Below are 20,421 nucleotides of genomic sequence, written 5' to 3' on the forward strand. Positions count from 1 at the left end.
TGCTATGAATGGCTGCAGTTCCCGCCAGGTCTGCATGATGGGTTTTCCGCCAGCTATGGATTGGTTGCACGCTCCGCTGCAGGCTGGCATGGCGGTGGTGATCTTCGTCGCGCATCTGTTGACCGCCGCGCGCGCACTTACCCGGCCCAACCGGGCACCCGCGTCCCGCGCGGCATGGGTGGCTGTGATCATGCTGGCACCGATGGCGGGCATGATCGCGTACCTGCTGTTGGGTGAAACCAGCATTGGACGCTCACGCTTGCGGCGCCTGCAGCGGGTGCGGCAGAGCATGACGCAGATGGAGGATGGCGGTCCACGGCGCGCCCCGGCAATGACGCCGCAGATGCAGGAAGACAATGTTGCCGCACTGTTCTCGATGGCGCAGGCCATCAACGGCTTCAGCGCAGCGGCCGGCAATCACATCGTCCTGTTGGGGGCAGAGCATCCGCTTGCCGACCCCACGATGGACTGCCGCGCTGCCATCGACCGGCTGGTGGCAGACATAGGGCAGGCCAGTGAGAGCGTGCACATCGCTTTCTACATCTGGCTGGACGACGGTGCCGGCGGCCGGGTTGCCGATGCAGTGGCCGCTGCCGCACGCCGTGGCGTGGCTTGCCGGGTGATGGTGGATGCGCTGGGTTCGCGTGGCTTCGTCAAGGGGCCGCGCTGGCAGCAGCTGCGGCAGGCCGGTGTGCGCCAGCTGGTGACGTTGGACGACATCAATCGCTTGCAGCACATCGCCTTCAGCCGCATGGACCTGCGCGACCACCGCAAGATCGTGGTCATCGACAACCGCATTGCGTTCTGCGGCAGCCAGAACTGTGCTGACCCTGAGTTCCGGGTGAAGCCTGCATTCGCGCCGTGGATCGATCTGCTGTTGCGCTGCGAAGGCCCGGTGGTGCGGCAGATGCAGTACTTGTTCCTGAGCGGCTGGATACCCGAATCCGGCGAGGTGGGGCTGGACGACTACGCGGCGACCGGGGGCGCCATGGTGGGCGAGGGCAGCGCCACCGCGATTGCTTTCGAGACCGGGCCGATCACCCGCCACAATGCGATGGCCGATATGTTCGTGGCCTGCATCTATGCCGCGCGCCGCGAGCTGGTGATCTCCACACCGTACTTCGTGCCGGACGAATCCCTGCTGCGGGCCTTGTGCGCCGCGCCCCGCCGTGGCGTGGCGACGCGGGTGATCTTTCCTGCCCGCAATGATTCATGGTTGGTCGGGCAAAGCAGCCGCAGCACCTATGCCGATCTGCTGCAGTGTGGGGTGGAGGTGTTCGAGTATCCGCTGGGCCTGCTGCACGCCAAGTCCCTGACCCTGGATGGCGCAGTGGCATTGGTGGGGTCGGCCAACATGGACCGCCGCAGCCTGGAGCTGAATTTCGAGAACAACCTGCTGATCGCAGACACGCAGGCGGTGATGGCCATCCGCCAGCGTCAGCAGCGGTACCTGGATGCGTCGGCGCCGCTGGCCCTGCAGCAGGTGCAGGCATGGCCATTCCATAGCCGGCTGACCCAGAACGCCGTGGCGATGATGTCGCCGGTGCTCTAGGCAGTGCTGCTGGTATCGCGCAGCAGGCCCATGAACTCGCCGAACAGGCGCGGATCGACCAGTTTGCCGCGCTGCGCGGCGAGGATCTCGATCGTACGTTGGGTCGACATCGGCCCGCGGTAGGGGCGCTCGGACGTCATCGCATCGAAACCGTCAACCAGGGTGAGGATGCGCGATTCCAGCGGAATCTCCTCACCCTGCAACCCGTGTGGATAGCCGCTGCCGTCCCAGGCCTCGTGGTGGTGGCGGATCAGTTTGGCCACGGCCAGTGCATCGCTGCGTCCGGTGGCGGTGAACAGGCGTGCGCCGCGTTCGGGGTGGCTGCGCATCACCGACATGCGCGAGTCGTCCAGCTTGCCCGGGTGCAGCAGCACGTCGTCACGGATGCCGATCTTGCCGACGTCGTGGAAGCGCGCAGCCAGCACCAGGTGGCCCAGCCGGTCCTCGTCCAGGTCACAGCGTTGGCCAAGCGCCTGGGCCAGCTGCGAGACGCGGTCGCAATGGTGGTCGGTGTAGCTGTCGCGCTGGTCCAGGGCGACAGCCAATACATCGATGGCGCAGGAGCTGTCTTTCGGTGGGAGAGACAGCCCTACGGGAGTGGAGATGGACGGCATGATCACGGAGCCGTGGGGGCGGCTGCGTACGTAAGAGGGGGGCGCCATTTTCCTTGGACGGCCTTTTTCACGCAAATTTCACGCCGTCTTCGATTCAGGAACGCCCCGGGTACAGGGTGGTCAGCAGGGCACGCGCTGCATTGAAGCGGTCCGCGCTTTCCGGCAGCGGATGCTTGATGCGCAGCTTGTCCGGGCCATCCATCTGGTACAACTTGGGCTGCTTCTGGATCAGCTGGATCACCGCCATCGGGTCGATGTTGGGCTTGGACTCGAACACGATGCGGCCGCCATTCTCGCCCAGCTCCAGCTTGCGGATGCCCAGCATGTTGGCCTGCAGCTTGAGTTCGGCGATGGCGAACAGGTGCTTCACCGGGTCCGGCAGCAGGCCGAAACGATCGATCATTTCAACCTGCAGTTCACGCAGGGCCTCACTGTCGCGCGCGCTGGAGATGCGTTTGTACAAGGTCAGGCGGGTATGCACGTCAGGCAGGTAGTCCTCCGGGATCAGTGCCGGCACATGCAGCTCGACCTCGGCACCGCGTGCTTCCTCACCGGCGTCCAGGTCCGGCAGTTTGCCGGACTTGATCGAGCGCACCGCGCGTTCCAGCAACTCGGTATACAGGCTGAAACCGACTTCGGCCATCTGCCCGCTCTGGTCCTCGCCCAGCAGTTCGCCCGCGCCACGGATCTCAAGATCGTGGGTGGCAAGGGTGAAGCCGGCACCCAGTTCGTCCATCGAGGCGATGGCATCCAGGCGCTTCTGTGCGTCCGGCGTGATCGAGCGTTTGTCCGGCACCAGCAGGTAGGCATACGCACGGTGATGCGAACGACCAACGCGGCCACGCAGCTGATGCAGCTGCGCAAGACCAAAGCGGTCGGCGCGGTTGATGATGATGGTGTTGGCGTTGGGGATGTCGATGCCCGATTCGATGATGGTGCTGGCCAGCAGTACGTTGAAGCGCTGCTTCTGGAAATCCAGCATCACCCGTTCCAGCTCGCGCTCCGGCATCTGTCCGTGGGCCATGCCGATGCGTGCCTCGGGCACCAGTTCGGACAGCTCGCGCTGCATCCTGCCCATGCTTTCCACATCGTTGTGCAGGAAATACAGCTGGCCGCCACGTGACAGTTCACGCTGGAACGCCTCGCGCAGCTGCGCATTGTCCCAGGCGGTGACAAAGGTCTTCACCGCCAGTCGGTTCGGCGGCGGTGTGGCGATGATCGACAGATCACGCAGCCCGGCCATGGCCATGTTCAAAGTGCGCGGGATTGGCGTGGCGGTCAGGGTCAGCAGGTGCACGTTGGCGCGCATCGCCTTCAGCGCTTCTTTCTGGCGCACGCCAAAGCGCTGTTCTTCATCGACGATGACCAGGCCCAGGTCCTTGAACTTCACATCCGGCTGCAACAGCCGGTGCGTGCCGATGATCACATCGATCGTGCCTTCGGCCACCTTGTCGAGCTCGGCCTTGATTTCCTTGCTGGTCTTGAAGCGCGACAGCACTTCCACGCGCAGCGGGTAATCGGCAAAGCGGTCGCGGAAGTTGCGGTAATGCTGTTCGGCCAGCAGGGTCGTCGGCACCAGCACGGCGACCTGCTTGCCGCCACTGGCCGCGGCAAAGGCCGCACGCACGGCGACTTCGGTCTTGCCGAAGCCGACGTCGCCGCAGACCACGCGGTCCATCGGCTGGCTGGATTGCAGGTCACGCAGGGTGGCTTCGATCGCGGCCTGCTGGTCGGGGGTTTCCTCGAACGGGAAGCCGGCCGCGAAGGGTTCGTACATGGCGCGGTCGATATCCAGCGCCAGCCCGGCGCGGGCGCGGCGACGCGCCTGGATCTCCAGCAGTTCGGCCGCCACGTCGCGGACCTTTTCGGCCGCCTTGCGCTTGGCCTTGGTCCATTGTTCACCGCCCAGCGAGTGCAGCGGTGCGGTTTCCGGCGAGGCACCGGAATAGCGGCTGATCAGGTGCAGCTGCGCGACCGGCACATACAGGCGGTCGCCCTTGGCGTATTCGATCTCGAGGAATTCGCCGGGCATGCCGCCCACGTCCATCGCGATCAGGCCGCGGTAACGGCCGACGCCATGGTCTTCGTGAACGATGGGTGCGCCTTCGGTGAGCTCGCCGAGGTCGCGGATGATCGCTTCCGGTTCGCGCCCGGCACGGCGCGTACGCCGCGGCTGGCCAGCGCGTTCGGGGAACAGCTGGCGCTCGGTAAGCACGGCCAGGGCCGGCTCGCTGAGCGCAAAGCCGTCATCCAGCGGCGCAACGGTAATGGCGAACTTGAGCCCCTCTCCCTTCGGGAGAGGGGTTGGGGTGAGGGCGCTCTTGCTCTTGCTTTGGCCAGCAGTCTTACCCCCATCCGGCCCTTCGGGCCACCTTCCCCCGATGGGGGAAGGAAGAAAGTCGTTGAAGCTGGGCACAACCTCGGGCCGCAGTTCCGACGCCTGCAGCACTTCCAGCAGCGCCTCACGCCGCCCCGGTGAATCGGCCGCGATCAGCACGCGCCCCGGGTAGTGTTCGATGAAGGACTTCAGGGCTTGCCCGGCAGGGGCATCCTTGGCCGCGATCGGCAGCGGTGGCAGCGGCTGGTCACCCAGCGCCTGCGCTTCGGCCACGCGCGGGTGGTCGGCCGCCCACACTTCCACGCGCGGTTGCTTGTTGAACTGTTCGCGCAGGCTGTCCGGCGACTGGTAGATCTCTTCCGGCGGCAGCAGCGGCCGTTCGATGTCGTGGCGGCGCTGTTCGTAACGGCTGTTGGTCTGCAGCCAGAACGCATCGGAGGCTTCGGCCACGCCGCTGCCCAGCACCGTCAGGAAGCCTTCGGGCAGGTAGTCGAACAGGGTCGCGGTCCGGCTGAAGAACAGCGGCAGCATGTATTCGATGCCCGATGGCAGCACCCCGGCCTTCAGGTCCTGGTACAGCGGGCTGCGGCGGGTATCCACGTCGAAGCGCTCGCGCAGGGTTGCCAGCACCTTGTTGAGGCTGGCCTCATCCATCGGTACTTCACGCCCGGGCAGCATCTTCACGGCCTGCACCTTGTCCAGCGAACGCTGCGAGTCGGGATCGAACTCGCGGATGGAGTCGATGTCCTCGTCCAGCAGCTCGATCCGCAGCGGCGCAGCGGCACCCATCGGGTACACATCCAGCAGGCCACCACGCACGGCGAAATCACCCGGGTCCATCACCTGCGCCACATTGCGGTAACCGGCGCTTTCCAGACGGCGCTTTTCCGCGTCCATGTCCAGGCGCTGGCCGACCTTGAGGTCGAAGCTGCTACCGACGATGTAACTCAGCGGCGCCAGCCGCTGCAGCAGTGTCTGCACCGGCACCACCACGATGCCGTGGCTGAGCTGGGGCAGCTGGTGCAGTGCCGCCAAGCGCTGGGAAATGATGTCCGGGTGCGGGCTGAACTGGTCGTAGGGCAGGGTTTCCCAATCCGGGAACGGCACCACCGGCAGTGCGCTGTGCGGACCCAGCAGGGTCTGCAGGTCGGCGACAGCCTGGTTGGCTGTCTGGTTGTCGCGGGTAACCAGCAACAACGGCTTGCCGTGTGCCTGCGCGGCACAGGCCACATGCCAGGCCAGGGCGCTGCTGGACGCGGGGGCGCGCCACCAGGCGCGGAGCTGGCCGCTACGCGGCAGCGGCGGAAGGGGATAGGTAATGGACGCCATGAACCGTTGATTTTAACAGATGCGCCCTGTGTGCCCGGCCACCGGCACTGCCAATGCAGACAGGCGCCTTGCGGCGCCTGTCTGTGGGTAGGGTGCTGGCCAGCTTAGTTGGCCAGTTCCAATACCATGCGTACCAGACCGGGTGCAGCGGTCGGATGCGGCACCTGCTTGAAGCCCAGCGAAGCGGCCAGCTGCAGCATCGGCTCGTTGTCCTGGGCGATATCGCCATACAGGCGGTCCAGGTACTTGCCGCGTGCCCACTTCACCAGCTTGCGCATCAGCTGCCTGCCCAGGCCTTGGCCCGCGAGGAAGCGGCTGACCAGGATCGCGTATTCAGCATCGCGCGTGCCGCTGATGATGGAGGCGCGCGCCACCGCACCCACCACCGCTTCACCCGGGGGCAGCGGCTCGGCGGCGACCAGCGCGATCTCGGTTTTCGGGTTGGGATGGGTCAGGCGCTGTGCGGTCTCGTCGGAGAGCGATTCGACCGATTGCAGAAACTTGTCGCGCACCTCTTCCGGCCCGAACAGTGCGAAGGCGCCCTGCAGCGGCGCGCCATCCTCCGGGCGGATCGGACGGATCAGCAGCTCACGGCCGCTGGGTGCCTTGAAATTTTCATGCCACGGGGGCATGCGGTTGCGGGTAGCCATGACTACGTTTCCTCCAAAGTCGCCTGATTCTGTCACCGCGCGTGATAGGTTCTGTGAACGCGGTCAAAAGCGGGGAACCGGAGGGGCCGGAAAACCGTCAGTCGGCGGTTTTCAACCACTCCAGGCGGGTCGATGCGCCGGTCTCGCCCAGATGCGTCTTCAGCACCGGCAGGGCCGGGGCCAGGACCTGCTCGAACTGCCAGGGCGGGTTCAGCAGCAACATCCCACTGCCATTCAGACGCAGCGGGGAGTCGTCGGACCTCACCATCAGCTCGGCGACCAGCGCCGACCTTGCCGGCAACGCTGCCGCCTTGCGGAAAAAGGGCTGCAGGGTGCGGCGTTGTTTGATCGGGTACCAGACCGCGCATTGGGCCTGGGGCATCCGGGTCAGGATCTCACGCAGGGTTGAGATGATTTGTGGGTACTCGGCGTCCTGCGCCTCATAGGGCGGATCGATCAGCACCAGGGCGCGGCCGATCTTGTCGGCGCCGGACTTTGGCGGCAGGAAGGCGCGGATGGCGTCATAACCATTGCCGTTGTGCACCTGTACCCGGCGGTCATGGGCAAACAGTTCTTTCAATGCCGCGGCCTCGTCGTTCTGCAGCTCGCAGGCGGCCATGCGGTCCTGCTCGCGCAGGGCACGGGCGGCCAGCAGCGGCGAGCCCGGGTAGGAGACCAGGGCACCAACCGGGTTGTCGGCCTGCACCGCGCGCAGGTAGTGCTCCACCACCTCCGGCAACGACGGCGTGGCCATCAACTGCAGGATGCCTTCGTCGGCTTCGGCTGTCTTGCTGCTTTCTTCCGAGGACAGCAGGTAGCGGCCGCGGCCTGCGTGCGTGTCCAGCACGAAGAACGGCGATTCCTTGCGTTTGAGGGCATCGATCATCGCCAGCATGACGATGTGCTTGAGGACGTCGGCGTGGTTGCCGGCGTGGAAGGCGTGGCGATAGTTCATGCGCGAAGTGTAAGGCGTGGGCGCGGCCACGGGCGGATTGGATGCGACCGCCGAGGGGCGGGAGCCGCGTTGGCCGCCAGAATCAGGCCGTGGCCCGCTATGCTGGCGGCATGTCAGAACATGCCGCCCGGGTCCTCGTGGTCGAGGATGAGACCGCCATCGCCGATACCCTGCTGTACGCCCTGCGCAGCGAGGGCTACCAGGCCAGCCATTGCGCGCTTGGCCGCCAGGCGCTGGCGCAGCTGCGCAACGAATCCGCCGACGTGGTGGTGTTGGACGTGGGCCTGCCCGATATCGGCGGTTTCGAGGTCTGCCGCGAGCTGCGCACCTTCAGCCAGGTGCCGGTGATCTTCCTGACCGCCCGCAATGACGAGTTTGACCGGGTGCTGGGGCTGGAGCTGGGGGCCGACGACTACGTGACCAAGCCGTTCTCACCGCGCGAAATGGTGGCGCGGGTGCGCGCGCGGCTGCGTCGCGCACCTGCAGCGCCCGCCGCGCCGGTGGAGGCAAGCGAACCCGGCTGGAAAGTACACGGTGCCTTCGCGGTCGATGCACAGGGCCTGCGCATCCGCTACCGCGAGGTGCTGCTGGACCTGACCCGCTACGAATACGCCTTGCTGGCAGCGCTGTTGCAGCGCCCCGGCGCCATCCTCAGCCGGGCCCAGCTGATGGAACGCGGGTGGGACCACGCCAGCGACAGTGCCGACCGCACCGTGGATACGCACGTCAAGACGCTGCGCGCCAAGCTGCGTGCGGCCGGTGCCCAGGACGACCCCATCCGCACCCATCGCGGCCTGGGCTACGCGCTGGAGGCCTGATGCGGCTTGGGCTCAAGCTGTTCCTGGGGTTCTTCCTGATTGTCGGCATCGCCGCCTTCTTCGTGATGCGGGTGTTCGTCAACGAGGTCAAGCCCGGTGTGCGTCAAGCCATGGAGTCGACCCTGGTGGACGCGGCCAACGTGCTGGCGGTGATGGCGGCGCCGGACCTGAAGGCCGGGCATATTGCCGATGGCGCCTTTGCCGCGCAACTGGCCACCGCGCAGCGGCGCGATCCCAAGGCCATGGTGTGGCGCTTTCCCAAGCGCAGCATCGATTACCGGGTGACCGTGACCGATGCCAAGGGCATCGTCATTTACGACTCACGTGGCCAGGACGTGGGCCGTGACAATTCGCGCTGGAACGACGTGCACCTGACCCTGCAAGGGCGCTATGGCGCACGCTCCAGTCCATTGACGCCAGGCGATGCCGAAAAGACCGTCATGCATGTGGCTGCGCCGGTCTACGACCCGGCCGACGGGCGCAGCCTGATCGGCGTGCTGACCCTGTCCCAGCCCAATGACACCATCGACCCGTTCATTGTGGCCAGCCAGCGCGCCATCATCGCCCGCGGTGCCTGGTTGATCGGCCTGTCGGCCCTGATCGGGCTGTTGATGACCTGGTGGTTGTCGCGCGGCATCAGCGGCCTGAGCCGCTACGCCAAGGCGGTAAGTGCCGGTGAGCCGGTGCCGCCGCCCCGTCGTCGCCGTGATGAAATCGGTGAGCTTGGCCAGGCCCTGGAAACCATGCGCCGCAAGCTCGAAGGCAAGGCCTATGTTGAGCAGTACGTGCAGTCGCTGACGCATGAAATGAAAAGCCCGCTGGCGGCCATCCGCGGTGCGGCAGAACTGCTGCAGGAGCCTTTGCCCGAGGCTGACCGCCAGCGTTTTGCCGGCAACATCGCGCAGCAGGAGAAGCGCCTGACCGAGACCATCGACCAGCTGCTGCGGCTGGCCGAGGTGGAGCAGCACGGTTGGCTGCAGCGCCGTGCCGAGGTGGATCTTGCGCAGGTGTGCCGCGACCTCGCGGACGATGCTTCGCCGCGCCTGCAGGCGGCAGGGCTGGTGCTGGAGGCTGTGTTGCCGGAGCACGCCCCGGTGCAGGGGGATCCTTTCCTGCTGCGCCAAGCGCTGTCCAATCTGCTTGACAACGCGATTGCCTTTTCGCCCGCCGGCGGCAGCATCCAGATCGTGTTGAGCAAGCAGGCACAGGCCTGGCAGTTGAGCCTGCGCGACCAGGGCCCGGGTGTGCCGGACTACGCGCTGGAACGCGTGTTCGAGCGCTTCTACTCGCTGGGCCGGCCAGGCAACGGCCCGCGCAGTTCAGGGTTGGGCCTGCCGTTCGTGGCCGAGGTGGCGCGGCTGCATGGTGGCCAGGCCACGCTGCGCAACCGGCCCGAAGGCGGTGCCGAAGCCGTGCTGGTATTGCCGCCGGGCTGACTTCACATTCGCTTCAAACTGGCCACAAACCCCGCTCATCGGCACCGCTCAAGCTGCTCCCGTTTCCACACGAGAACGGGACATGACTTCCCTCAAATTGCTGTTGCGTTTCGCCATTGTTGGCGGGTTGGTGTTGCTGCTGCTGGTGCCGCTGCTGTTGATTCGCAGCACCATCAACGAGCGCGAGCGTTATCGCGACGAGGCGATCGAGCGGGTATCGCAGAGCTGGGCAGGCGCGCAGTCGTTGACCGGGCCGGTGCGGGTGCTGCCGTGGACGCAGCAGCGCGAGGTGGAAATTGCCGCCGAAGGCAACAACCCGCGCCGCACCGAGCTGCGCACCGAGCACGGCTATGACCTGCAGATGCCGGCACGCTTGAACGTGCAGGGCAACCTGCGCCCGGATGAGCGTACCGTTGGCCTGTTCAAGGTGCCGGTGTACAAGTGGGAGGCCAAGCTGCAGGCCGAGTTTGCCGATACCAACTATGCGGCAATGCCGGGCCGCAGCTATGGGCGTCCCTATCTTGCGCTGGGCATTTCCGACGTGCGCGGGCTAGTGGGTACGCCGAACCTGCGCGTTGATGGCAAGGCCGTGCAGCTGCAGCCCGGCACCGGCGTGATGGAGGAGACCTCCAAGGGCCTGCATGCCTCGTTGGCGCCGTTGGCCGACAGCACGCAAGGCGTGCTGCGCGATGGCAACAAAGTGGAGCTGGAACTGGTGCTGGGGGGGACGCGGTCGCTGTCGATCGCGCCGATTGGTGACGATACCCGGGTCAACCTGGGCTCGACCTGGCAGCATCCCCTGTTTGGGGGCAGCTTCCTGCCCACCGAGCGTAGTGTGGATGCCAGTGGCTTCCGTGCCGAATGGGCGGTGTCATCGCTGGCCTCGGCCGCGCAGGCACAGCTGACCCAGGCCATCCGTAACGAGGGCGGCAACGTGGAGTCCCTGAACGTGGCCCTGGTGGACCCGGTGGACACCTACACGCAGGTGGACCGTGCCAGCAAGTACGGCATCCTGTTCGTGTTGCTGACCTTTGTCGGCTTTGCGCTGTTCGAGTTGATCAAGCAGCTGAAAATTCATCCGCTGCAGTACCTGCTGGTCGGCCTGGCATTGGCGATCTTCTTCCTTCTGCTGTTGAGCCTGTCCGAGCGCATTGCCTTCTGGCAGGCCTATCTGGCCGCAGCTGCGGCGTGTATCGGCCTGCAGGGGTTCTACCTCAGTGGTGTGTTGCACAGTTGGAAGCGTGGTGTTGGATTCGCGACCATGCTCACGCTGTTGTACGGGGTGTTGTACGTGCTGCTGATCTCCGAGAACAACGCCTTGCTGATGGGCTCGCTGCTGTTGTTCGGCATCCTGGCGGTGATCATGTGGATCACGCGCAAGGTGGACTGGTATGAGCTTGGCAATCGTGCGGTGGCACGCCAGGGCTGATGGCAGGTAGGCGATGACGGGGCGGGGTGGCGTTGGCCACCCCGCCTTTTCGTGAGGAGGAAGGACATGAATCGTGCTTTGATCCATCAGCGTGCCCAGCGTTTGCTGCCGGCGGGGATCGAGACCTGTGGTCTGTTGCATTTCGGCATGGGGCCGGGGCAGCTGGAGCGGGTGTTGCTGGACAGTGTGTTCGGTGGTGGTCAGGCGCAAGGGCTGGTGGCGCTGCGTTTGTCCTTGTCTACGGCGTTGGCGATCCAGCGCAAGGGCTTGCGCTACTTCGTGGCTGGCGATTGGGTGTATTCGGCGTTTGCGGCGGAGTGTGCTTCGTTTGCTGCGGAGGTATTGCCCTCTGGGCACGGAGCCGGTTATTCGGCGGTGGCCCTGGATGGGCGGGCGTGGTTTGTGGTGCTGCCGGTGGAGCGGTTGGTGGTTTATGGATGGTGGGAATAAGTGGGCGGGTGCTTCGGCTTTGGCTTCTTTGCAGAGCAAAGCATTGCTGGTTACTTCTCTTCTTCCGCTTGCGGGGGAACAAAGGGCCTGCCCCCGGGAAGGCGGGGGTGCCCGGAGGGGCTTTGGGCTTTTGTTGCTGGTGTTAGCTGCAGCAAACGCAAACGCAAGCGCAAGAGCAAGAGCAAGAACAAGAGCAAGAACAAGAGCAAGAACTTTCACTCCCCTGCGGGGAGCGAGTTACTTTTCTTTGCTTGTGCAAAGAAAAGATAACCAAAAGAAAGCACACCCTGCCTCCGCGCCCACGCCGCTACGCGGCGTGGGTCCACTCCGCTGGCAGGATTTTTCGACGAGACATCCCTGTCTCGTCGAAAAACGACGCACATCCTTGTGCGTCGCCCCTGCGGGGTCCTATCTGCCAGCTCCGTCGCTGCGGAAGGGGCCCGGTGAGTCAAAGGCTTGAGCAACAGCAACAGCAACAGCAACAGCAACCGCAACCGCAACAGCAACAGCCGCAGCCATAGCCATAGGCATAGGCATAGGCATAGGCATAGGCATAGGCATAGGCATAGCCATCACCACAGCATTGCGTCTGGCATCTTTTTCCATTGGTCGCTGCGCGCGTGGGATGGCGGATTGACGCCTGTTCATGGCCGTTGGACGCTAGGGTGCATGGCCGGGGCGCTGGATGGGATGGGCATCCCCGGAACGCGGCGTGGGCTTGCCAAACAGGTTCTACAATCCCCGCATGCATACCCTTCCTGCCATCACGGCGTTGCGCGGCCAGCAGCTGCTGTCGGTCCTCGATGACATCGCGCGCCTGCGCATCCGCGTGTTCAATGATTGGCCCTATCTTTACCAGGGCAGCTTCGACTACGAGCGGGAGTATCTGGCCGCTTACGCCGCCACCGCCGATGCGATCTGCGTGATCGCGCGCGATGGTGAGGAGGTGGTGGGGGCCTCCACCGGCTTGCCACTGCGCGATGACGGTCCTGTTTTCAGTGCGCCGTTCGAGGCGGCCGGTATCGACCCGGCGCAGGTGTTTTACTTCGGCGAATCGGTGCTGCTGCCCGCTTACCGGGGTCAAGGCGTCGGTCACGCGTTCTTTGATGCCCGCGAGGCACATGCACGCGCGCTTGGCCGGTTCAAGCTGACCGCGTTCTGCGCGGTGGACCGCGCCGACGATGATCCGCGCCGACCAGCCGTGCACCGCGACAATGCCGTGTTCTGGCATAAGCGCGGTTACCAGCGGCAGCCGGGCATGACCCTGCAGCTGCAATGGGAGGAAGTCGGGCAGGGCAACGTCATTCATCCATTGACCTTCTGGACACGCCAACTGGAGCCTGTTGCATGAAAATCGCCGTCGCCCGTTATCCGGTAGGTTCGCCGGCCAGTTTCGAGGATTTCGCTGCGCGCCAGGCCGAGGTGCTGGGCCAGGCCGCTGCCGCAGGCGCCCGCATCGCGGTGTTGCCCGAGTACCTGTCCCTGGAGTTGGCGGCAACCCTGGGCCAGCCGATCTTCAGTGATCTGCAGGCCTCGCTTGCTGCCATCCAGCAATACCGGCAACGCTGGCTGTCCTTGTTCGGCGGTCTGGCAGGTGAGCTGGACATGCACGTGGTCGCCGGCAGCTTTCTGCTGGATACCGGCAATGCGCGCTTCCGTAACCGTTGCGACTGGTTGACGCCGCAGGGCCAGCACCTGTGGCAGGACAAGCTGCAGTTGACCGGTTTCGAGAAAGCCACCGGGGTGATCGATCCGGGCGACGCCTTGAAGGTGTTCGAGGTTGACGGTGTGCGGGTAGCGGTGGCGATCTGCTACGACAGCGAATTTCCGTTGCCGGTGCGGCGCCAGTACGAGGCCGGGGCGCGCCTGCTGGTGGTGCCCAGCTGCACGGATACCGCGGCCGGTGCAACCCGCGTGCGCATCGGCTGCCTGGCGCGTGCGCTGGAGAACCGCATGTTTGTCGCGCAGGCGGTGACGGCTGGCTTGGCCGAATGGAGCCCGGCGCTGGACGTGAATACCGGCGAGGCCGCGATTTACGCGCCAATGGATGTTGGTTTTCCCGCCGATGGGGTGATGGCACAGACCATTGAAGGCCAGTTGTGGGCATATGCCGATCTGGATTTCGCCGCGTTCGAGGCCAGCCGACGGCGCGCCCAGGTGGCCAACGACCGCGATTGGGCTGGCCAGCTGCAGCCTGCACTCGCGCATGCAGTGCTGAGCCCTGCCGACTGAATCGCGGGTTCTTGACCAACCATGACCATTGGCCGACTCGGGCAGGGCCATGTGCTGGCTAGACTCGGTGGTTTGTCGTCATTTGGCTCAAGGCCGGGGGAAGCATGATCAAGCGGGGTTTGTTGGCGTTGTGCATGGGCTTGGCGGTGGGTACCACCGCACAGGCAGCCGAACAGGTGGATCTGGACATGGTCAGCAAGATCCGCCAGGAGGCTTTTCATCGCTCGCAGGTGATGGATACCTTCAGCCACCTGACCGAAACCATCGGCCCGCGCCTGACCAATTCGCCGGCCATGGCCCAGGCCAATGCCTGGACCCGCAGCCGCTTCAATGACTGGGGCCTGGTGAACGTGCATGACGAGGCCTTCGAGGACTTTGGCCGTGGCTGGGAGTTCACCTCGGCCAGCGTCGAGATGCTGGGCCAGCGCGTGCAGCCGCTGCATGCCCTGCCCAAGGCGTGGACGCCGGGCACCAATGGCCCGGTCGAAGGCGAACTGATCCAGGTGGATATCAAGAAGCTGGCTGACCTTGAGCAGTACAAGGGCAAGCTGCGCGGCAAGATCCTGCTGCTGGGCGACGCGCGTGAGTATAAGCGTGGCACCGAGTCCGACTCGCACCGCCACGATGCCACCTCGCTGGAAGGCCTGCAGGCCTTCACCATTCCCAAGACGGCCGAGGAAGACCGTGCCAAGCGGGTGAAGGAGTACAACGAGCGCCAGGAGCTGGGCAAGGCGGTCAATGCTTTCTTCGTCGAAGAAGGCGCGCTGGCCGCTATCAGCATCAGCGGGTGGGACAATGGCATCATCCGCGTGGCCGGTGGCGGTTCGCGCCGGGCCGGTGAATCGGTGGGCATCCCCGAGCTGGCGATGATTGCCGAGCATTTCAATCCGCTGGTGCGTGCGCTCAAGGACAAGCAGAGCCTCAAGCTGCGCGTGGATGTGCAGGCGCGCTTCACCGATGACAGCAACCAGCCAGGCCACAACACGCTGGCCGAGATCCGTGGCAGCAGCAAGGCCGATGAGATCGTGATGCTGGGTGCGCATATGGATTCCTGGCACACCGGCACTGGCGCGGCCGACAATGCCGCCGGCGTGGCGGTGATGATGGAGGCGATGCGCATCCTCAAGGCGGTGGGTGCCAAGCCGAAGCGGACCATCCGGGTTGCCTTGTGGAGCGGTGAGGAGCAGGGCCTGATTGGTTCGCAGGCGTATGTGGCGCAGCACTTCGCGCGCTATCCGGAGCCGACCGATGCGGCGCAGAAGGCGCTGCCGGCATCGCTGCGTGAGCCGACCGGCGCGCTGCAGAAGCTGCGTGATTACGACAAGTTCCAGGTCTACTTCAACATGGACAATGGTTCAGGCCGGTTCCGCGGTATCTATGCGCAGGAAAACATGGCGGCGATGCCGATCTTCGAGGCATGGTTGAAGCCGTTCAATGATGTGGGTGCAACCACGGTGGTGTCGCGCAATACCGGCAGCACGGACCACATCAGTTATGACCGGGTGGGTCTGCCGGGCTTCCAGTTCGTGCAGGACCGTCTGGACTATTTCAGCAATGTGCACCACAGCCATCTGGATACCTGGGATCACGCCGAGGCGGAGGATCTGAAGCAGGCGGCGGCGATTGTGGCGTCGTTTGTCTATAACGCTGCGATGCGCGAGGAGCGTTTCCCGCGCAAGCCGCTGCTTGAGAAGTGAGCTAGCTGAGGTTGTTTGAAGGAAGGGCCGCTTTGCGGCCCTTCTGCTTTTGGGGCAAGGCAAGAAGTGCATGAAGACTCCCTTCTCCCGCTTGCGGGGGAACAAAGGGCCTGCCCCCGCGCAGGCGGGGGGCGTTTGGGGGAGCTTTGGCTTTTGTTTTTTTAAGCGCAGAGCCTTGTCGAATGCCTCCCTTCTTCCGCCTGCGGGGGGACAAAGGGCCTGCCCCCGCGAAGGCGGGGGTGCCCGAAGAGCCTGCCCCCGCGAAGGCGGGGGGCGGATGGGGGAGCTTTGGCTTTGGCTTTGGCTTCGGTTGTTGCGCTAAGCAACAGCAACAGCAACAGCAAGATCAAGATCAAGAGCTTTCACTCCCCTGCGGGGAGCGAGCCACCTTTCTTTGCTTGTGCAAAGAAACCTGGCGCAAAGAAAGCACACCCTGCCTCCGCGCCCACACCGCTACGCGGCGCGGGTCCACTCCGCTGGCAGGATTTTTCGACGAGACATCCCTGTCTCGTCGAAAAACGACGCACATCCGTGTGCGTCGCCCCTGCGGGGTCCTGTCTGCCAGCTCCGTCGCTGCGGAAGGGGCCCGGTAAGTCAATGGCTGGAGCAAGGGCAAGGGCCGAAGCCAGAGCCAGAGCCGAAGCCAGAGCCGAAGCCAGAGCCGAAGCCGAAGCCAGAGCCAGAGCCAAAGCCAAAGCCAAAGCCAAAGCCAAAGCCAAAGCCAAAGCCAAAGCTGCCCTCACCCCAACCCCTCTCCCGTGAACGGGAGAGGGGCTTGCAGCTGCGGGTCGCTGGCGCTTGCTGGGTCTTCCGGTCCGCGCGCCACGGGCTGGAGCCGGTTCGAAGCACTGGCAGGGGGGAAAAGGTAAAATGGCCTGATTCCCACATCTGCGCCCGTCATGACCGTCCGTACCCGCTTTGCCCCCAGTCCCACCGGCTACCTGCACATTGGTGGCGCCCGCACCGCGCTGTATTGCTGGCTGGAGGCGCGTCATCGTGGCGGTGAGTTCGTGCTGCGCATTGAAGATACCGACCGCGAGCGCTCCACCCAGGCGGCCATCGACGCCATCCTGGAGGCCATGGACTGGTTGGGCCTGGGCTATGACGAAGGTCCGATCTACCAGACCGCGCGCGTCGCCCGTTACCAGGAAGTGGCCGAGCAACTGATCGCCTCGGGCAAGGCCTACTACGCCTACGAGACCAAGGAAGAGCTGGACGCCATGCGCGAGGCCGCCATGGCCAAGCAGGAAAAGCCGCGCTACAACGGCGCTGCCCGCGAGCTCAACCTGCCGTACAAGGATGACCCGAACCGCGTCATCCGCTTCAAGAACCCGCTCGACGGCACCGTGGTGTTCGACGACCTGATCAAGGGCAAGATCGAGATCGCCAACAGCGAGCTTGATGACATGGTCATCTTCCGCCCGGACGGTTACCCCACCTACAACTTCGCGGTGGTGGTCGACGATTGGGACATGAACATCAATGAGGTCATCCGCGGAGATGACCACATCAACAACACCCCGCGCCAGATCAACCTGTACGAGGCCATCGGCGCGCCGGTGCCGAAGTTCGGCCACATGCCGATGATCCTGGACGAGCAGGGCGCCAAGCTGTCCAAGCGCACCGGTGCTGCCGACGTGATGCAGTACAAGAATGCCGGCTACCTGCCCGAGGCACTGTTGAGCTACCTGGCCCGCCTGGGCTGGTCGCACGGCGACCAGGAGATCTTCACCCGCCAGGAACTGATCGACCTGTTCGACGTCACCAACTGCAACTCCAAGGCCGCGCGCCTGGACATGGCCAAGCTGGGCTGGGTCAACCAGCACTTCCTGAAGACCGAGACGCCCGAATCCATCGTTCCGCACCTGGTCTACCAGCTGGAAAAACTGGGCCTGGACCTGGTCAAGGGGCCGGCGCCGGTGGACGTGGTCATCGCCCTGCGCGAGCGTGTGCAGACCCTGAAGGAAATGGCCGAGAAGGCCGTGGTCTGGTACACCCCGCTGAGCGAATACGACGAGGCCGCAGTGGCCAAGCACTTCAAGGCCGGTGCCGAGGTTCCGCTGGCCAAGGCGCGCGAGCTGCTGGCCGCTGCCGAATGGACCGCTGAAGGCGTGTCGGTGGCGCTGCACGAGGTGGCCGCGCAGCTGGAGATCGGCATGGGCAAGGTGGCCCAGCCGCTGCGGGTGGCCATCACCGGCACCCAGGTGAGCCCGGATATTTCCCATACCGTGTACCTGGCCGGCCGCGACGAGGCCTTGAAACGCATCGACGCCGCACTCATCAAGATCCCAACGGCCTGATTCCGACGAGGTAGCCATGACCGACGCCCACTCCTGTACCGCCCCGCACCACCACGTCGAAGACGCGGCGGACTTTGTCGCGGTGGTCGAGCGGGTGTGCCGCGAGCGCGGATTGCGGCTGACGCCGATCCGCGCCAACGTGCTGCGCTTGATTGCGGAAGCGGGCAAGCCGGTCAAGGCCTACGAGCTGCTGGAATGGGTGCGCGAAGGCAAGGGTGTGGGCGCCGATGCCCCGCCCACGGTGTACCGCGCGCTGGACTTCCTGATGGCCAACGGTTTCGTGCACAAGCTGGCGTCGGTCAACTCGTTCGTCGCCTGCCACCATCCCAGCAGCAACCAGCACTCGGTGCCGTTCCTGATCTGCGACCGCTGCCATAGTGCAGTGGAGCTGGAAGACCGCGACATCGTCCGCCAGCTCGAGGCCCGCGCCAAGGAGCTGGGCTTCAAGCCGCAGGCGCAGACGCTGGAAGTACACGGCCTGTGCGCGAACTGCGCAGGCTGAAGTTCTAGCCCCTCTCCCTGCGGGAGAGGGGTTGGGGAGAGGGTGAAGCGCCCCGCGGAAACGATTTTTGTGGGAGCAGCGTGAGCTGCGAAGCCGATAGGCCTTGACCGCCTGGGTCACTTCGGTGAGGTCAATGCGCTATCGGTTTCTGGTTTTTCAGTGGCTTCGCGGCTTACGCCGCTCCTACAGACGCCAGCGGGCTTATGGGTTCGGCTTTGCCTCGTAAACCACTTCGCCATCCTTGATGGTCTGCAGCACCTTGATGGTGTGCAGCTGGCTGCGTTCGATGCTCAGCGGGTTGTCCGACAGCAGTACCAGATCGGCACGCTTGCCGACTTCGATCGAGCCCTTGCTGCTTTCCTCGCCGTACTGGCGCGCGGCCCACAAGGTGATTGCCTTCAGCGCGATCAAGGGCGATACCCGTTGCTCTGGGCCCAGTACGCGGCCGCTGCGGGTCACGCGGTTGACCGTGGCATCGAGCACCCGCATCGAATCCGGGAATACCACCGGTGCATCGTGGTGCGAGGTGAACATCATGCCGGCATCCAGCACCCATTGCGTCGGCGAGATGTTCTCGGCGCGCTCCGGGCCCAGCACCGAGTCGCGGTGCCAATCACCCCAGTAGTAGGTGTGCATCGGGAACAGCGAGGGGAAGATACCCAGCCGGCGCAGCTCGCCCACCTGGTCCTTGCGCAGGGTCTGGCCGTGGATCAGCACCGGTACGAGATGCTTGTCCGGGTAGCTGGCTTCGGCGGCGGACACTGCATGGATCAGCTGGTCGATGGCGGCATCGCCATTGGCATGGGCCAGCACTTGCCAGCCATGGCCCCAGGCCTGGGTGATCAGGTCGTCGACCTTGGCATTCGGGAAGGCCGGGTAGCCGGCATAGTCCGGCTTCTCGCCCTCGGGCACCTTGTAATAGGGTTTGGTCAGCCACGCGGTCTTGCCTTGCGGCGAGCCGTCCAGGCTGATCTTTACCCCGCCGATGCGGTAGTGGTCGGTGTAGTTCAGGCCGTAGAACGGGCCCTGCATGGCCGGGTTCTGCAGGGCCACTTCGATATCCGGATAGGACACCACATCGATCTTGAGCTTGCCGGCCTTGGCCGCCATCGGCAGCAGTTGCAGCGTGCCGGCATCGCTCTTGCCGTCCTGGGCGGTGGTGTAGCCGTATTTCATGTACAGCGCCTGGCCGGCCTCGAGCATGGCCAGGGATTGCTCGGCGGTCATTGCCGGCATCAGCTTGGCCAGGGCGAGGTTGTGCGCGCTTTCTTCCAGTACGCCGTCGGGCACCGTGCTGCCAGGCTCGCGGCGGATCACGCCGCCGGGTGGATTGGGAGTGTCGGCGGTGATGCCGGCCATTTCCAGCGCCTTGCTGTTGTAGGCGCCGAGGTGGCCGGACTGGTGCATCAGGATGATCGGGATATCGGTGGCGATGGCATCCAGATCCTGGCGGGTGGGATGCCGCTGTTCGGCCAGCTGCGAGTCGTCGTAGCCGAAGCCGATCAGCACCTTGTAGCCCTCGGGGGTGGTCGGGTGTGCGCGGAACTCGCGCATGATCTTCTGCAGCGCGGGGATCGAGTTGCCTTCGCCATCGGGCGCAGGCAGCAGGTTGGCGGACAGCGCCTGCAGGCCAACGCCAGAGACATGACCATGGGCGTCGATGAAGCCCGGCGCCAGGGTGTGGCCATGCAGGTCGATCTGCTGCGCCTTCGGGCTGAAGCGCAGTGCGGCCTGGCGGCTGCCGACGAAGGCGATACGGCCATCGCGCACGACGATGGCCTCGGCATCGGGCTGGCGGTCATTGACGGTGACGATGGGCCCGCCGGCGTACAGCGTATCGGCGGCGTTGGCGGAGCTGGCCGTGAGCGCGGTCAGGACGGAGAGCGCCAGATGCAGTTTCACCGAGGGTTCTCCCGGCTGTGGGCAGGGGTACAGCGTAGCGCTTTGCTGGTTTGGGCGTGGTGAGGCGAAGTGACGCAGGCCGCGGGTTGGCCTGCCAAAGCCCGCGGTCCAGCCCCCTCCCTTGCGCAGCAGGGGAGGGTTGGGGAGGGGTTGGCTTTTGGGCTTTTGCTTGCTGCTGGTTCTGCGGCTTAGACCGATCCTGCGGGATTGCCTGGAA

General features: G+C 65.0%; 15 protein-coding genes. 10 read left to right on the forward strand and 5 right to left on the reverse strand.

Annotated features, from left to right (window positions below; translation table 11 throughout):
• The first annotated feature begins 55 nt into the window (after nt 1–55).
• Entirely contained in the window at nt 56–1,552 is a 1,497-nt protein-coding gene (cls, locus tag B2527_RS08670) for a cardiolipin synthase (protein WP_293707930.1), read from the forward strand.
• Here cls and B2527_RS08675 read toward each other — a convergent pair.
• The 4 genes from B2527_RS08675 to B2527_RS08690 all read right to left on the reverse strand — a co-directional run bounded on the left by B2527_RS08675 (nt 1,549) and on the right by B2527_RS08690 (nt 7,438).
• Complete coding sequence (locus B2527_RS08675) at nt 1,549–2,166, reverse strand: HD-GYP domain-containing protein (protein WP_293707931.1); 618 nt, start codon at nt 2,164–2,166, stop codon at nt 1,549–1,551. The genes cls and B2527_RS08675 overlap by 4 nt on opposite strands.
• 94 nt (nt 2,167–2,260) lie before the next feature.
• Nucleotides 2,261–5,833 (reverse strand): transcription-repair coupling factor, encoded by a 3,573-nt coding sequence (gene mfd, locus B2527_RS08680; RefSeq protein ID WP_293707932.1) that lies wholly within the window; start codon nt 5,831–5,833, stop codon nt 2,261–2,263.
• A 104-nt stretch (nt 5,834–5,937) separates the two neighbouring features.
• On the reverse strand, nt 5,938–6,483 hold the full coding sequence (locus B2527_RS08685; protein WP_293707933.1) for a GNAT family N-acetyltransferase: 546 nt from the start codon (nt 6,481–6,483) through the stop codon (nt 5,938–5,940).
• A gap of 97 nt (nt 6,484–6,580) precedes the next feature.
• Nucleotides 6,581–7,438 carry a 23S rRNA (adenine(2030)-N(6))-methyltransferase RlmJ gene (locus tag B2527_RS08690; protein WP_293707934.1) on the reverse strand — a complete coding sequence of 286 codons (858 nt, stop codon included), beginning with the start codon at nt 7,436–7,438 and terminating at the stop codon, nt 6,581–6,583.
• Between the two features lie 110 nt (nt 7,439–7,548).
• On the opposite strand from B2527_RS08690, the gene creB reads away from it, so the two are divergent.
• The 9 genes from creB (at nt 7,549) to B2527_RS08735 (ending at nt 18,302) form a co-directional block, all read left to right on the forward strand.
• Nucleotides 7,549–8,256, forward strand: a complete 708-nt coding sequence (gene creB / locus B2527_RS08695) for a two-component system response regulator CreB (RefSeq protein ID WP_293707949.1) — start codon at nt 7,549–7,551, stop codon at nt 8,254–8,256.
• A complete protein-coding gene (gene creC / locus B2527_RS08700) occupies nt 8,256–9,692 on the forward strand; it encodes a two-component system sensor histidine kinase CreC (RefSeq protein ID WP_293707935.1) in 1,437 nt (478 codons plus the stop codon). The genes creB and creC overlap by 1 nt, the downstream gene beginning before the upstream one ends.
• Before the next feature lie 82 nt (nt 9,693–9,774).
• Entirely contained in the window at nt 9,775–11,121 is a 1,347-nt protein-coding gene (creD, locus tag B2527_RS08705) for a cell envelope integrity protein CreD (RefSeq protein WP_293707936.1), read from the forward strand.
• 66 nt (nt 11,122–11,187) lie between these two features.
• A complete protein-coding gene (locus B2527_RS08710) occupies nt 11,188–11,571 on the forward strand; it encodes a hypothetical protein (protein ID WP_293707937.1) in 384 nt (127 codons plus the stop codon).
• Nucleotides 11,572–12,316: 745 nt separating this feature from the next.
• Nucleotides 12,317–12,922 carry a GNAT family N-acetyltransferase gene (locus tag B2527_RS08715; RefSeq protein WP_293707939.1) on the forward strand — a complete coding sequence of 202 codons (606 nt, stop codon included), beginning with the start codon at nt 12,317–12,319 and terminating at the stop codon, nt 12,920–12,922.
• Nucleotides 12,919–13,803 (forward strand): carbon-nitrogen hydrolase family protein, encoded by an 885-nt coding sequence (locus B2527_RS08720; RefSeq protein WP_293707940.1) that lies wholly within the window; start codon nt 12,919–12,921, stop codon nt 13,801–13,803. Before B2527_RS08715 ends, B2527_RS08720 begins: the two co-directional genes overlap by 4 nt.
• A 104-nt stretch (nt 13,804–13,907) precedes the next feature.
• Nucleotides 13,908–15,500 (forward strand): M20/M25/M40 family metallo-hydrolase, encoded by a 1,593-nt coding sequence (locus B2527_RS08725; RefSeq protein WP_293707942.1) that lies wholly within the window; start codon nt 13,908–13,910, stop codon nt 15,498–15,500.
• A gap of 899 nt (nt 15,501–16,399) precedes the next feature.
• A complete protein-coding gene (gene gltX, locus B2527_RS08730) occupies nt 16,400–17,800 on the forward strand; it encodes a glutamate--tRNA ligase (RefSeq protein ID WP_293707944.1) in 1,401 nt (466 codons plus the stop codon).
• A gap of 16 nt (nt 17,801–17,816) precedes the next feature.
• Nucleotides 17,817–18,302: a Fur family transcriptional regulator gene (locus tag B2527_RS08735; protein WP_062166516.1), complete on the forward strand. Its 486-nt coding sequence runs from the start codon at nt 17,817–17,819 to the stop codon at nt 18,300–18,302.
• Nucleotides 18,303–18,503: 201 nt separating this feature from the next.
• Here B2527_RS08735 and B2527_RS08740 read toward each other — a convergent pair whose 3' ends face one another.
• Nucleotides 18,504–20,204 carry an amidohydrolase gene (locus B2527_RS08740; protein WP_293707945.1) on the reverse strand — a complete coding sequence of 567 codons (1,701 nt, stop codon included), beginning with the start codon at nt 20,202–20,204 and terminating at the stop codon, nt 18,504–18,506.
• Between the last annotated feature and the right edge of the window lie 217 nt (nt 20,205–20,421).

It is taken from the genome of Stenotrophomonas sp. UBA7606, assembly GCF_002477705.1.
GTDB lineage: Bacteria > Pseudomonadota > Gammaproteobacteria > Xanthomonadales > Xanthomonadaceae > Stenotrophomonas.

Bases quoted from the DNA above. Each gene is read 5' to 3' on its own strand.
- cls (WP_293707930.1), top strand. From the start codon at position 56: ATGGATTGGTTGCACGCTCCGCTGCAGGCTGGCATGGCGGTGGTGATC.
- creB (WP_293707949.1), top strand. From the start codon at position 7,549: ATGTCAGAACATGCCGCCCGGGTCCTCGTGGTCGAGGATGAGACCGCC.
- B2527_RS08735 (WP_062166516.1), top strand. From the start codon at position 17,817: ATGACCGACGCCCACTCCTGTACCGCCCCGCACCACCACGTCGAAGAC.
- creC (WP_293707935.1), top strand. From the start codon at position 8,256: ATGCGGCTTGGGCTCAAGCTGTTCCTGGGGTTCTTCCTGATTGTCGGC.
- B2527_RS08690 (WP_293707934.1), bottom strand. From the start codon at position 7,438: ATGAACTATCGCCACGCCTTCCACGCCGGCAACCACGCCGACGTCCTC.
- B2527_RS08725 (WP_293707942.1), top strand. From the start codon at position 13,908: ATGATCAAGCGGGGTTTGTTGGCGTTGTGCATGGGCTTGGCGGTGGGT.
- B2527_RS08720 (WP_293707940.1), top strand. From the start codon at position 12,919: ATGAAAATCGCCGTCGCCCGTTATCCGGTAGGTTCGCCGGCCAGTTTC.
- B2527_RS08715 (WP_293707939.1), top strand. From the start codon at position 12,317: ATGCATACCCTTCCTGCCATCACGGCGTTGCGCGGCCAGCAGCTGCTG.
- B2527_RS08675 (WP_293707931.1), bottom strand. From the start codon at position 2,166: ATGCCGTCCATCTCCACTCCCGTAGGGCTGTCTCTCCCACCGAAAGAC.
- gltX (WP_293707944.1), top strand. From the start codon at position 16,400: ATGACCGTCCGTACCCGCTTTGCCCCCAGTCCCACCGGCTACCTGCAC.
- B2527_RS08710 (WP_293707937.1), top strand. From the start codon at position 11,188: ATGAATCGTGCTTTGATCCATCAGCGTGCCCAGCGTTTGCTGCCGGCG.
- B2527_RS08685 (WP_293707933.1), bottom strand. From the start codon at position 6,483: ATGGCTACCCGCAACCGCATGCCCCCGTGGCATGAAAATTTCAAGGCA.
- creD (WP_293707936.1), top strand. From the start codon at position 9,775: ATGACTTCCCTCAAATTGCTGTTGCGTTTCGCCATTGTTGGCGGGTTG.
- mfd (WP_293707932.1), bottom strand. From the start codon at position 5,833: ATGGCGTCCATTACCTATCCCCTTCCGCCGCTGCCGCGTAGCGGCCAG.